We start from the raw sequence: 15,013 nt of genomic DNA, 5'->3' as shown, positions 1-15,013 counted from the left end.
CCAGAGTTACGCTTGCATCATTGATTCATATGACCCAACCGCACTCGGCTTTTCTATTGGGAGATCGGTTTCTTGTCGTCCAGTGTGCCGAAACGCTTTTGGCACGTGGATTCCAGATTGCGGCGGTCGCGTCATCCCACCCTGATGTGTTGCAATGGGCTCGCGATCAGCGGATCGCGTGTGTGGATCCTCGATCAAATTCCCACGCCCTGGCCGATGCTGCGGTCGAAGCGGCGCCGTTCGATTTTCTGCTCAGCATCACCTACCTGCAGATGATCCCTCGTGACGTGATTGCTTTGGCCAAACGAATGGCCATTAACTTTCATGATTCCTATCTGCCGAGTTATGCCGGGCTGAATTCCACCGCGTGGGCCATCGCGGCGAACGAACCACGACACGGAATCACTTGGCACGTGTTGACCGATCAACCCGACACCGGCGACATCGTTCTGCAAGTTCCGATCGAGATCGCCAAGGATGAAACGTCGCTTACGCTGAACACGAAATGCTTCGAAGCGGCCACCAATTCGTTTGACACATTGATCGATCAGATATTGGATCGATCGTTCTGTCCCACTCCGCAAAATTTGCAGCAGCGAAGTTATTTTTCACGAGACCAACGATTCCCCTGCGAAGGCTGGATCGACACCTCGGCTTCGGCGATCGCTTGCGCCGCCGTCGTACGCGCCTTGGACTTTGGTGATCGCTTCGAGAACCCGCTCGCGCTACCGAAAATCCGCTATCGCGACCAATGGTGGATAACACGCACAGCCGAGGTGTTGAACGAGTCATCGATGGCCACGCCGGGAACCATCGTCGCGGTGGAATCGGATGCAATCGTCGTGGCAACCCAAACGACGAACCTTCGGCTTGGAAACCTCAGCCGATTGGACGAGGCGGGGTCCAATGACAAGCGTGTGGCGGATGCGTTTGTTGCAGGCGAGTTGCTTGATGCGTTAACCGAGTCTCAGCAAAATGCCATCAACGGTGCCGCTGCGTCCGCCGCCAAGCACCAATCATTTTGGATCGAACGACTGGCCAACGTGCGACCGTTAGGCATGTTGCGAGACGCGAGTCAAACCGATCATGAATCAACCGCGGAAACAAAACTGCCGATTTCGGTCCCTGAGGGGTGGGAGATCGACGACATCATTGCTGCGTTCGCTTTGTTTTTAAGTCGTGTCAGCGGCAACAAAAATTTTGACGTCGCGTATGACGATTCGTCGCCGGTTGCCGCAGAGGTGTTTGCGGCGCATCGACCGCTGAAAATCGAGATGAATCCGTATGAATCGTTTGCAAGTCATCGAGAGAACATCCGAACGGAACGCGGATTGATTCAGCGACACGGTTTTTATGCGGTCGATTTGCCACTGCGATATCCCGCAATCCTCGATACTCCATTAGACGATACGGCCAGCGTGCATGTCGTCGATTCGCTCGCCCAAACTTCACGCTGCAATTCGCCACTCTCGTTGTGGGTGACGTCCGATGGCTCCTCCGCTGTGCTTCGCTATCGCCCACAGCAGCTCGACGATCGAAGGGGACAACTGCTGTCTCGTTTGCCACTTTTTATCGCGGGATGCGAACCCGAGAACTCTCAGCCGGTTCGAAACCTCTCGCTACTGAGCAAGCTCGAAACACAGCAAATTTTGCTCGAGCGGAACCGCACGACGCGTGACTATGATCATCGCGAAACGATCGATCGAGCGATTCAGTCGCAGGCACGCCGAACGCCCCTGGCAATCGCGCTGGTCGATGGAACGCAGCAGTGGACCTATCAGCAGCTTGCCGCGGAAGTCGATCGGCTTGCCGCGATCTTTCAGTCCAAGCGGATTGGTGAGGGGGATCTTGTGGGGATCGCCACCACGCGAAGCCTCGGCATGGTGGCGGCGATGATTGCGGTGATGAAGACCGGTGCCGCCTACGTGCCACTCGACCTCGAATTTCCCCCGCGTCGTATTGCATTGATGATTGAAGATGCGGGGTTACGCTGCATCCTGGTCGATCGTCTCAGCCGTGTCCGTGTTCCCCAAGGTCAAACCGAAACGATTGACATTGGGGACGTCGCCGCGTCGCAAGGAGAAATCGAAAACCCAACAACACCGGACTCCGCAAGCAGGTCTTCGGAGCTCGCGTACGTTATCTACACCTCGGGTTCAACCGGTCGGCCCAAAGGGGTGATGGTCACGCACCAGAACGTGATCAATTTTTTCGCTGCCATGGATGAATTGATTCCGCACGATCCTCCGGGCACTTGGCTTGCCGTCACGAGTTTGTCGTTTGACATCTCGGTGTTGGAATTGTTGTGGACGTTGTCGCGCGGGTTCAAGGTTGTCTTGCATGATACGCCCTCGCGTCTGGCTTCAACGGCCAAGCTGCACAGCAACACAAAACCGATTGACTTTGGTTTGTTTTATTTTTCCAGCAGTGCGAACCAGAGCGAGTCGCCCTATCAACTGTTATTAGAAGGGGCTCGTTTTGCGGACGAGCACGATTTTTCATCGGTTTGGACTCCCGAACGTCATTTTCATGATTTTGGTGGATTGTATCCCAACCCCTCCGTGACCAGCGCGGCGGTCGCCGCCATCACGAACCGCATCCAAATTCGTTCGGGCAGCGTTGTGTTGCCACTGCATCATCCGGCTCGCGTGGCCGAAGAATGGTCGGTCGTGGATCAGATCTCGAAGGGACGCGTTGGTATTTCGTTTGCTTCGGGATGGCAGCCCAACGACTTCATTTTTGCTCCGGAAAACTATGCCAACGCCAAAGCCGTCATGTTGGAAAACATCGACGTGGTGCGTCGGTTGTGGCGTGGCGAGACGGTGGAGTTTGATGGACATGATGGCAACAAAGTCGCGATTCAAACGTACCCGCGGCCGTTGCAGAACGAGTTGCCGGTTTGGGTCACCACCGCCGGTAACGAAGCCACGTTCCGGATGGCAGGTTCAATTGGTGCCAACATTCTGACACATCTGCTGGGGCAATCGACCGAAGAATTGGCCTCGCGAATTGATGCGTATCGTGACGCGCGAGCCAAGGCCGGCCACGCGGGACCCGGCGAAGTCACGGTGATGGTGCATACATTTGTCGGCGATTCGAACGACGAAGTCCGCGAACTCGTTCGAAAACCGTTGATCGAATACCTGCGAACGTCGGCAAGTTTGCTAAAAGGATTCTCGCATACCTGGGCCGCGTTCAAAAAACGAACCGATGGGACGACGGTTGCCGAATTGGATCTCGATAAGATCAGCGATGCGGAGATGGACGACTTATTGGCGTTTTCGTTTGAGCGATATTTTCAGTCCAGTGGTCTGTTTGGAACCCCAGAGAAATGTCTCGACTTGGTCCGGCAGTTAAGCGACGCGGGCGTCACCGAGATTGCTTGCTTGATCGATTTCGGAGTCGCTGCGGATGTGGCTTACGACCATCTAAAGGACCTCGACACGCTGCGGCGACGTGCGCAAAGCGAAATTGCGTCACCCTCGGTCGCAACCGAATCGATGCTCGATTTGGTTCGTCAGCATGGTGTCACGCATTTTCAATGCACTCCGTCGATGGCCCAAATGTTGTTCGAAGACGATGATTCGCGTATTGCAATCACTTCGATTCCCCATTTGATGCTTGGCGGCGAAGCACTGCCCGCTCAGCTTGCCGACCAAATCTTCACAGAAACTGCGTCGGCGCGGTTGGTGAACGTCTATGGACCCACCGAAACCACCGTCTGGTCGACCAGCAAAGTGATTGACCGGGACGCCAAGTTTGCCGGTTCGATCGGCAAGCCGATTGCGAATACCTGGATCTACATTCTGGATGAATTTTTGCAGCCGCTGCCCGATGGCGTTGCCGGGAATCTTTGGATTGGCGGAGACGGTGTTGCGGCGGGGTATTTGCGGCAAGACGAACTGACGGCCGAGCGTTTCCGGCCCGATCCTTTTTCGGACGTCGATGGCGGTCGAATGTACAACACCGGTGACCTCGCCCGCTGGAACGCCGAAGGTGAGATTGAATTCCTCGGTCGATCCGATTTCCAGCTGAAAATCCGCGGCCACCGGATCGAATTGGGCGAAATCGAAAACGCAATCGATTCGAATCCCCTTGTTCGTCAAAGCGTTGTGATTGCGGATCCAGATGCGACGCCGGCCGTCGAATTGGTGGCCTACGTGGTGCTTCGCGATAGCAGCGTCAATTCGGCGGTGCCAAGTGAAGAAATAAAAACGACGCTGCGAGACTCGCTTCGTAAAACGCTGCCGTCCCACATGATCCCATCACGCTGGGTTTGTTTGGACGAGTTTCCGCTCACGCCCAATGGTAAAATCGATCGCAAGTCGCTGCCCCGGTCCATTCGCGACGAAGTGCCTTCGTCAGCACGAAAATTGACCGAGGCAGTGAACCTGGACGCGACACAGCAGAAACTTGAAACGATTTGGTGTGAAACGTTGCAACTTGATTCGATCCAACTGGATGACAATTTCTTTGATCTTGGCGGCCATTCGCTGCTGGCCGTCCGGGCCCACCGGATGGTCAAAGACCAAATGAGTGCGTCGATCGTGATCACCGACCTGTTTCGTTTTCCCACGATCCGCACGTTGTCGCGGCACATTGATGCCATGACCACGCGACCGAGCGACGATTCGCCGCCAATGTCGCGTGTTTCGGCCGGACAATCACGAGCGTCACGTCGCAAAGCACTGCTTAGCAAGCGGCGCGGGGAGCGATCCACATGACGCTTCCCGAAAATGCGATCGCCGTCGTCGGCATCGGTCTGCGTTTTCCCGACGCAAACTCGGCTCCAAGCTTTTGGAAGAATCTGCGAGACGGAGTTCGCTCGATTCGCGACTACAGTGCGGATGAGTTGCGGCAAGCTGGTGTTCCACCGAGTGACTTGGACGATCCCCACTACGTTCGCTCGGGGGCGCCGCTTGAGGATATGGATCGCTTTGATGCCGAATTCTTTGGGTTTTCTCCGAAAGAAGCGGCGATCATGGATCCTCAACATCGCAAATTTTTGCAGTGTTGTTGGGAAGCACTCGAGGACAGTACGCATCCGCCTAGCCGATTCGATGGATCGATTGGCGTGTTCGCCGGTTGCGGCATGAACAGCTATTTCATGTTCAATTTGCTGCGGAACTCGGCGATTCGAGATTCCGTCGGCATGTTCTTGCTTCGTCATACCGGCAACGACAAAGATTTCTTGACGACCCGCGTTTCATATTGTTTGAATTTGACCGGACCGAGTGTCAATATTCAAACGGCTTGCTCGACTTCGTTGGTGGCCATCCACAGCGCTGTGCAAAGTTTGTTGGCGGGTGAATGCGAATTGGCGATTGCGGGTGGTTCGACGATCGAACTGCCACATCGTGTGGGGTATCACTATCGCAGCGGAGAAGTGTTGTCACCCGATGGTCATTGCCGAGCGTTTGACCAGAATGCGATGGGCACCGTGTTTGGCAGCGGTGCCGCCGCGGTGGTGCTGCGGCGACTCGAGGACGCGGTCGACGATGGCGATCGCATCTATGCCGTGATCCGCGGTTCAGCAATCAACAATGACGGCGCGAACAAAGCTGGCTATCTTGCACCGAGTGTCGATCAACAATCCGCTGCGGCGTCCGAAGCGTTGGCGATTGCCGAAGTCGATGCAGAATCAATCGGCTATGTCGCGGCTCACGGTACCGGGACTCCGATTGGGGATCCGATTGAAATCGCCGCGCTGTCGGCCGCATTTCGTGAAACCACCGAGCGCCGTGGATTTTGTGCGATCAGTTCGGTCAAACCCAACATCGGGCATCTCGATACCGCTTCGGGGGTGGCCAGTTTTATTGCCGCGGCGATGGCGATTTATCATGGCGAGATTCCGCCGAGCGTTGACTTTGAATCCGCCAATACGGCCATCGATTTCACCAACAGCCCGTTTCGTGTCTCGCAAACTCGAGCGTCTTGGGATGCCCTCGATTCGCCGCGTCGTGCGATGGTCAATTCGCTTGGTGTCGGCGGGACCAATGCGAACGTGATCCTCGAGCAAGCTCCGCCGGCGATCCAAACGACTCCGCCCGAGCGTCCCGAACAAATCATGACGCTCTCGGCTCGCAACCCTCGTTCGCTCGATGAACAATGCGACCGACTTGCCGATCATCTCGAGCAAAACCCTGATCTCGATCTCGCGGATGTCGCCTACACGCTGTGCGTCGGACGCGAAGCGTTTGAACATCGACGCGTTTTCGTTAGTCGAGATCGTCAACAGGCAATCGAGACACTGCGTACCCGCGACACGCGGCATGTTTTCACAAGCCATGCCGATACAAAGCAGAATTCGTACACCTTCATGTTTCCTGGTGGCGGTGCCCAGTACCTGCAAATGGGCCGCGGGTTGTACGATCATGAACCGGTTTTCCGGCAATGGATCGACCGCGGTTGCGATACGCTCGCCCCGTTGATCGGCGTCGACCTGCGGCAGCTGATCTTTGACAGCGACGTTGCCGATACCGACAAAAAACGGCAGCTCGAACAGCCGGGCATCCAATTGCCCGCCATCTTTCTTTGGGAGATCGCGACTGCACAGTTGTGGATCTCTTACGGCGTGAATCCGACGGCGCTAATCGGTCACAGCATGGGCGAAAACACCGCGGCCTGTCTTGCCGGAGTGATCGATTTCGAGGACGCGTTACGATGGGTGGTGCTGCGTGGCCAACTGCTGCAACGTGTCCCCGCCGGAGGCATGATGACGGTGGCGTTGCCTGCATCCGAGGTCACGGAACTAATGGGCGAGTCGCTTGATTTGGCCGTTGAAAATGGGCCGTCGATGTGCGTGGTGTCGGGGACCGATTGTGCCATCGCCGAGTTCGCGGAACGAATCAAAACGCTCGATGTGGAAAGCAAGCGGATTCCCATTCGCATCGCCGCACATTCACGACTGCTTGATCCGGTGCTGCCCGAGTTTCGTGCGTTTCTAGAAACTGTTCGGCTCAGCCCAGCTAAGATTCCGTTTGTTTCGAATCGAACGGGCACGTGGATTACCGACGCCGAAGCGGTCTCGGCCGATTATTGGTGCGAACAACTGCGGCATACCGTTCAGTTTTCCAAGTGTCTCGAAACGGTTGCCAGTGATGCGTCGAGCGTGTTTGTCGAAGTGGGGCCTGGAAAGATTCTGAGTGCGCTAGCGAAACAGCACCCTTCGATCGCACCCAAGCGGACGGTGTTGTCGTCGCTGCGACACGCTGATGAAGTGATCGATGATACCACGTTTTTTCGGTCGACGTACGCTCGGTTGTGGGCTGCGGGTTTGCCAATCGATTTGAAAAGCCAATGGGCAGCAGAGACTCGCAGACGAGTCAGTCTGCCGACTTATGCTTTTCAACAAGATCGTTATTGGATCGATGCGAGCGACGAATCGGTTCCATCTAACAAGCGTGTGCGAAAACCGCTGCAGAAGAACGAAGATTTTCGTCAATGGTTTTACCAACCGAAGTGGCGTGAACGTACCGCTTTACCCCAGGCTGAAGCAAGTTCTTCGGCTAAGTCATGGTTGATCTTTATCGACGATGCGGGCATCGGCCAAGCGATGGTGAACCAACTGCGAGACCGTGGTGACACGGTTGCCGTTGTTCGCCGCGGAGACATCTTTCATTCGGTGTCGCAATCGGAATTTGTGATTGTTCCCGAACTTGGACGCGACCAATACGTTCAACTTGCTGCCGAGCTTTCTCAAAACGATTTTGTTCCCGATCGGATCGTCTACCTATGGCCGATCACTAAGGATTCGAGTTGCCGTCCGGGATCAACGTTTGCCATGCGAATCCAGGAAGAGGGGATCATTGGATTGACGCTGACGATTCAAGCGATGGCAGACATCATCGTGGACGCCCCGTGCTCGCTCGTGATGGTTGCCAACGGCATGCAATCGGTCGATGGGGACGCCATTGAGTATCCCGAGAAAGCGACTGCGATCGGCCCGATTCGCGTTGCCCCACGTGAATACACCCATTTGCAAACGGTGGCGATCGACATTCCGCTGCCGGGATCGGAGCAACAGCGATCGGCGATCGCGGAATTATTGATTCGCGAATCGGCGATGCCATCGTTTGGCGAAGTGCGTGCGATCCGCGGCGGCAAGGTGTTTGAAAAGACACTTGAACCGGTCCGGCTTGATCATCCTTCGCCAAATCTCTTGCTGCGGAAGGGGGGCACGTATTTGATCACGGGCGGATTTGGCGGCATGGGGCGCAGTTTGGCGACGCTGCTTGCCTCGAAATACCAAGCAAATTTGGTGCTGCTGTCTCGGACATCGCTGTCGTCACCGAATGCAAACGGACGTTCGCAAGGGAGCCGACACGAGTCGCGACAACGATTTGTCCAGCAACTCGAGTCGTTCGGTTCCAAAGTCATGGTGGTGACCGCCGACGTTGCTCATCCGGCTGAGATGCAAACCGTGTTGACCGACGTCAAGAAACAGTTTCCAAAAATCTCGGGCATCTTTCACACCGCAGGCGAGTTGGATGATGACTTGATCGCCACCGCCACAGTGGATTCGATCCAAAATGCGATGGCGGCCAAGGTCCACGGTACGCAGTTGCTCGAACCGTTTTTGGATCATGAGTCGCTGGATTTTCTGGTGCTGTGTTCATCGACCAGCACGTATCTCGGCCCGGCAGGCCAATCCGCTTACGTCGGCGCCAACGAATTCTTGAATGCGTTCGCCGAAGCCAAGTCCGCCGAATCAACGGCACCCCGCATTGTCTCGATCAATTGGGGTGTGTGGCGTGACGTCGGAATGGGCGCAGCGGCATTCGACCGGATGCACGGTGGTGGTGATCACCCCAGCGAAGATTCCAGCGCCGCCGCGGCGACGTCTGCGAATCATCCTTTGTTTGACACTCGGCGAGTTGATGAAACCAGCGGGCAAACCGTTTTCAATACGAGGCGATCTGCAGCCCAGCACTGGGAACTCGATGAACATCGGACCGCTAATGGGAAAGCGGTGTTGCCAGGCACAGCGTATTTGGAATTGGTCGTTGCGGCGGCGCGTGAGATCTCGGGTTCCAATTCGGTACACGTCCGCAACATGAATTTCTTGAGTCCCTGCGTCGTCGATGATGATGCCGCAGTCGAGATTCGAGTCCGGATGGACACCTCCGGTTCACCAAACTCGTTTGCCATCGAAAGCCGCTGCCTCACGCAAAGCCAGTGGGATTTAAACGCGATGGGCCAGTGGAATATCGGCGACACCGTTTCGCCGAAATCCGAATCGCTGACCCCCTCGTCGTCATGTTGTTGCTGTGACCAAGCGGCCAACCCACGAAATTCGCCGTCGTCACTGATCACGCGGCAAGCCCAGATGCTTCGCTTTGGCCCGCGATGGGATTGTTACGACTGCTTGCGTTACACGGATGGACAAGCCCATGCGTCGCTATCGATTCCCAGTGAATTTCATGACGATTTAGCAACGCATCCGCTTCATCCCGCGTTGTTGGATATGGCGACGGGATTCGGATTGCCGCTGTCGAGTGACTATCACGCTGAATCCGGTCTCTATGTCCCGATTGGCTACGCCGCAGCCAAGGTGTATGGGAAGCTTCCCGAAACGGTTCGCAGCTACATCACATTATCAGAATCGTCGTTGACGAAATCCGACGTCATTTCACTCGACATTCGTGTGACCGATCCAAACGACAACGTGATCGTCGAAATCGAACGGTTACAGATGCGTCCGGTGGATACCGTTGAGTTCGGAAACGCTGGTTCGGCCGCGACCGTGACCCCCACACAAACTGCGCTGAGTGATTCGGAGGCGATTTTCGACGAATCATACCGGTTAGGAATTCGCCCCGAGGAAGGCCAACTGGTTTGCCAATGGCTGCTAGAAAACAGCGACGTATCGCAAGTAGCGGTGTCGCCAATCGATTTGGAAGAGCTTCGGCATCGAATCAATGATTTGGGCGTGTCCTCGCCAGAATCCGCCATCAAATTTTCACGGCCTACGCTCGAGACAGGGTACACGCCGCCGCAGACACGCACCGAAAAATCGCTGGCAAGCCTGTGGGCGGACCTATTGGGGATTGATCAAATTGGTCGCGATGACAACTTCTTTGATCTCGGGGGACACTCGTTGTTGGCCGTGCGGTTGTTCAGCAAGATTCGCAAATTGCATGGGGTCGAGTTGCCACTAAGCAGTTTGTTCGAGGCGCCGACGATCACCACGCTCGCTACGATGATTGATCAAGCCAGCGGGAATTCGGAAGTTTCCCAAGCCAATACGTGTCAACCAATCTCGTTCCGCTTTCTTGTCCCACTGCATCTGCCGGCCAATGCGGTCAAGCCGCCGCTGTTTGTCGTCGCAGGTATGTTCGGCAACGTGCTGAACCTTCGCTATTTGGCGAATCGGTTGGGCGATGATCAACGCGTTTATGGGATTCAGTCCAAAGGATTGATCGGCGACGATGCGCCTCATGAATCGTTCGCTGAGATGGCGCGTGATTACCTCAACGAGCTTCGTCAAGTGCAACCCACCGGCCCCTACTTTTTGAGTGGGTTTTCCGGAGGAGGCGTCTCGGCCTATGAGATGGCTCAGCAGTTGGTCGCGGCGGGCGAACAGGTCGCGTTTTTGGGTCTACTCGACACGCCGGCGGTGGAACGTCCCTCGCTAACAAGGATGGACAAACTGAAAATCCATCTCGATTTGATCCGGCGACATCGTTGGGGTTACTTCTCGTACCATGCTCAACAACGTTCGCAGTGGCAAGAGAGTTTGTTGCGGCAAGAAGAAGAGCGTTTGGCATTGCAAAACAATCCCAATGATGCGCAATTCCGGTCTGCACTTGTGGGCGATGCGTTTTTGAAGGCAAACGAACGATACACGACCCAACCGTATGCCGGTGACGTCTGTCTGTTCCGACCGCCACTGGAAGTCGCCCATCGATTATGGGGCGGTCGATTGTTGACTCATGATCGACAATTCCGAGACCCACTGAATCACTGGGGACCGCATATTCAAGGCAAGATCGAAGTTTATGAGGTCAGCGGCGATCACGATTCCATGATGCTCGAACCGCATGTCCGAAACTTGGCTGCCAAATTTAAACGCTGTCTTGACCAAGCGAATGAGCGTATCGCCGCGACCGCAGTACCGCTGCCATCAGAAACCTTGCAGCACCAAGCTTAACATGAACTGCTAAAGGCACAGTAGCGACGCTCGCCAATACATCGATAAAGGTTTCCATCGGTTCGGATGGTCGTGTCCACCATCTGGGATTGTAGCTGCAATCGTTCATTTAGCAGCACCGAGCGTCAGGCGGCGCGTTGCTGGGTCGGTTCGTCCCGGACGGCCAGGAATTCTGCTTCGCTAGGATCGTACTTGCGTTCCAAACGGTGTAGTTCGCGTTCGATCCGCAGCGTAAACGCGTCGACGGTTTCGCCCGCCAAAGGATGCATCGGATCGCCAAAGTAGGCGTCGACACGAGTGAATGGCACTGGGAATTGAAGTCGATCCCAAGTGGTCTTCAGAATGTATCGTTGTCGCGGAATGACGATCGACGGCAGTACCGCCGCCGTCGTTTTTGCACTTAACATCGCTGCCCCGCCATGCACTCGGCCGCGAGGCCCATTGGGGCCGTCGACTGCCAACGTCGCAACACGACCCTCGCTGACCAGCCGAATCATTTGATTCAGTGCGGTCGTCCCTCCTTTGCGAGCTCCACCGCTGCTGCCACGCACCGGTTCGTGACCACAAAATCGAAGCAGCGGAACGACAATTTCACCATCGGTTGATCGCGAGACCATTGCGACCGTACCTCGCTCGGCCGCCATCGATCCGGCGATCTGATGGGCATGCAGCGATGCATAGATGTGTCCCACGCCACTGGATCTCAGCGAGTCACGTTGGTCGTTGTGGTAATGAAAACGCAGCGTGAAACGGGTGATGGTGAACAGCAAGCCAATAGCGGTGCCAATCAACCATGCGATTTTTTTGTTCATTGCTAGCATCAAGAGCGAGAAACTCGGGAAATGGATCGCTCAGGTATACGAAATCGAGGCCCTCGGCGTGAAGAGTCATTTCGCAAGAAATGATGCTAGCATCGTACTGATTGCTGAATTGGTGACAGGATGATTTGGTCAGCGACGACGCAGAGTTCAAAATCGCTTTGATTACTCGAACAATCCGTCGACCAGGCTGCTGACGTGCGTGCGGAAGCCGTTCAGCGAGGCGTCTTCGAGTAGATCGGAACGGTTGTTCTTGACCATTGCGGCGGCCAGCGATTTGTGTTCTTGCCAATCGCTCAAGCGGAAATCACGAATGTCGACGTAAACGTTCGATAGGTTGTTGCTGATCTTAGGCACCAGAAACACACCTTCTTTGCCCCGCACGACGTGGTAGTGCATCGCTACAAATAACAAAACCGCTCCGCATACCATGCCGGCCAAAAAACGTGACATCGCTCGAATCCTTGAATGAAATGGAATCACCAAGCGGCTGAAACTACGCAAATCCCCCGTTTGACGCAAGATGAACCAACGGCGTCCGTGGTGCTTGCAGGCTACAGTCCCGCAGTTTGCGGTAGCCCAAACATGACGTTCATGTTTTGGATCGCCGCACCACTGGCCCCTTTGGTCAAATTGTCGATCGCGCACACCAGCACGATGCGATCACCGGCGTCCCGGGCGGTCAATTGAACGTGATTGGTCCCGGCGACATGTTTCGTCGCGGGCAGGTGATCGACGGGAGTGACAAACGGACAATCCGCGTATTGCTCTCTCCAACACTCCATCACTTGTTTTGCATTGCCGCCGCGTGGTCGTACGTAGATCGTCGACAGAATTCCGCGATCCATCGGCGTCAAGTGAGGCGTAAACACGAGCGAAATTTCTTGCCCGCCGATTCGGTGCACCAAGTCGGCCATTTCAGGTTGATGACGATGGCTGCCGACGCCGTATGCCGCAATCGATTCGTTCACTTCGCAGTACAACGTTCCCACTTTGGCGCTTCGGCCGGCACCGCTGACGCCACTCTTACTATCCACGATGATGTCATTCGCTTCGATCAATTGCTTGGCAATCAACGGAGCGAGCGGCAGGATCGCCGAGGTGGGATAACAGCCTGGGTTGGCCACGAGGTCGGCGTCGCGAATTTGCTCGGCATAAAATTCGGGTAATCCGTATACTGTTTTTCCGATTCGTTCGGGCCAAGGATGATCGACGCCGTACCATTTTTCATAAGTTGCCTGGGACGACAAACGAAAATCGGCGCTGAAATCGATCACTCGGACGTTATGGTCGATCAGCTGTTTGCAGGTCTCGGCCGACGCACCATGAGGCAAACAACACATCACGACATCGCATTTTTTCGCCAGTTCGGCGGGATCCAATGTCTCGATCGGCACATCGCAACGACCCGCCAAACTCGGGTGAATTTCCGCGATCGATTTGCCGTCTTCGGCGCGACTTGTTGCTGCCACCAACTCGGCTTCGGGGTGAGCCAACAGCAATCGAGCGACTTCCAGTGCGGTGTAGCCGGTGGCGCCAACGATTCCAACGCGGAGGGTCATATTCGGGTCTCTAATTTGAAAAACGATACGGGTGAATGTTGTAATGGTGCGGGAGGTGTTTGTAGCGCCATCGGATCACTTAATGTGAACCTGCGAAGCAAACGGACAAAACAATCTTACAGAGTGTATTGGTCGGTGGCTTCGCGTTCTGCTTCGGATTGAGCGTACATGTCCAGGATCAATTGCTTGTCGCACTCACGCTGGGTCACGTTACGTCTGGCAAACATGCGTGCTTGCGTGCTGATCATGACATCGGCGGGCAGCAACGCGGTTTGACCAAACAGACGAGCGTAGTTGACGAAGCTGGGGACATTCGAGGTGACAAAACCGTACAACATGCTGCACACCCCGATCACTTTGCCGGTAAAGATACTGGTGTTGATCGCCGATTTTGAATAGTCGCCGATGAAGCAACCGAGGAACTGCATCCCGGTGGCAATTTTGGTTTCACCGTATTCGATGTTGATGGTGCCATAGGTGTTTTTCAGGTCGCTGTTGCAGGTTCCTGCACCGAGATTGATCCAGCTGCCGAGGTAACTGTGTCCTAGAAAACCATGATGCTGTTTGTTGGTGTAAGGTTCGATCACCGAGGCTTCAACTTCGCCGCCGATTTTGACAGTATGCCCGAGCGAGACGCCGTCCTTGATCGCAGAGTGTTCGATCACGCGAGTGCCCTGGCCGGCATACAGCGGGCCTTCGAGGTAGCAGAACGGTCCAACTTTGACATTGTTCTCTAGCAGGATCGGGCCATCGTCGGTGTTGATCGCCGCGTATTGGCCGACCGAGACGCCTTCGCCCACGAACACGCCATCGGCGGTTTGTTTGTAATTGCCATGAGCAATCCGCCACTCGATCGATTCACGCATCTCTTTCATGTGCCACGCGACGACGTCGTGAGGCCAATGGAACGCGGACGCTTCGGCCGATCGCTTGGGAAGCGACAGCGATTGCTCGGTCAGAAATTCCACCACACTTTGTCGTGAATCGGTGGCGTATTCCGCTTGCTTTGCTGCCAAGTCTGCGGCGGTCCAGCGGGCGATCAGCACCGATCCGTCTTCGGGATCGACGACGCAGCACGATTCGGTTTCACCGGCAAGCGTGACCAACACGTCGTCTAGCGCCACCCGAGGGACCATCCGAGCGTTAACGATTAGCAACCCGTCGTCATCACTTGGCCATTTTGAACCACCAAGGGCCTGTTCGACCGATTCGAGCTCGTAGTCCAGTTTTTGGATCAATGTCAAATAAGACCGCACCGAACCTGATAGTGAGCTGCCCTGCAGCGGGCCGGCGACCAGTTGTTTCAATCGATCGACCAACCGCAAACTTGCACACGTCACCGCATAGGCGGGGCGTGCTTGGACGATGGGAACCAACTGGTTCACGCGGGCATCTTCAAAACAAATGATTTGCATGGCTGTTTTCGACGAGAAGGAACGCAGTTCTAAATGTGCCGGTCGTAGAGTTTAACCGAAACCCCC

At 55.4% G+C, this 15,013-nt stretch carries 6 protein-coding genes; 2 read left to right on the top strand and 4 right to left on the bottom strand.

Going from position 1 to position 15,013, the window contains the following annotated elements:
* The first annotated feature begins 29 nt into the window (after positions 1-29).
* Complete coding sequence (locus tag ABEA92_RS10540) at positions 30-4,724, top strand: MupA/Atu3671 family FMN-dependent luciferase-like monooxygenase (protein ID WP_345683787.1); 4,695 nt, start codon at positions 30-32, stop codon at positions 4,722-4,724.
* Positions 4,721-11,152: an SDR family NAD(P)-dependent oxidoreductase gene (locus ABEA92_RS10535; RefSeq protein ID WP_345683786.1), complete on the top strand. Its 6,432-nt coding sequence runs from the start codon at positions 4,721-4,723 to the stop codon at positions 11,150-11,152. The genes ABEA92_RS10540 and ABEA92_RS10535 overlap by 4 nt, the downstream gene beginning before the upstream one ends.
* A gap of 125 nt (positions 11,153-11,277) precedes the next feature.
* Here the strand turns inward: ABEA92_RS10535 and ABEA92_RS10530 are convergent, their stop codons facing one another.
* The 4 genes from ABEA92_RS10530 to ABEA92_RS10515 all read right to left on the bottom strand — a co-directional run bounded on the left by ABEA92_RS10530 (position 11,278) and on the right by ABEA92_RS10515 (position 14,947).
* A complete protein-coding gene (locus ABEA92_RS10530; RefSeq protein WP_345683785.1) occupies positions 11,278-11,964 on the bottom strand; it encodes a lysophospholipid acyltransferase family protein in 687 nt (228 codons plus the stop codon).
* Positions 11,965-12,135: 171 nt separating this feature from the next.
* Entirely contained in the window at positions 12,136-12,423 is a 288-nt protein-coding gene (locus ABEA92_RS10525; protein ID WP_345683784.1) for a hypothetical protein, read from the bottom strand.
* A 101-nt stretch (positions 12,424-12,524) separates the two neighbouring features.
* Complete coding sequence (gene argC / locus ABEA92_RS10520) at positions 12,525-13,532, bottom strand: N-acetyl-gamma-glutamyl-phosphate reductase (RefSeq protein WP_345683783.1); 1,008 nt, start codon at positions 13,530-13,532, stop codon at positions 12,525-12,527.
* 116 nt (positions 13,533-13,648) lie between these two features.
* Positions 13,649-14,947: a putative sugar nucleotidyl transferase gene (locus ABEA92_RS10515; RefSeq protein ID WP_345683782.1), complete on the bottom strand. Its 1,299-nt coding sequence runs from the start codon at positions 14,945-14,947 to the stop codon at positions 13,649-13,651.
* Positions 14,948-15,013 lie beyond the last annotated feature (66 nt).

Origin of the sequence: Novipirellula caenicola, from assembly GCF_039545035.1 — a bacterium.
Classification (GTDB): Bacteria; Planctomycetota; Planctomycetia; order Pirellulales; family Pirellulaceae; genus Novipirellula; species Novipirellula caenicola.
The sequence above is the reverse complement of the archived record's forward strand: the minus strand, read 5'-3'. Positions and strand labels throughout refer to the sequence as shown.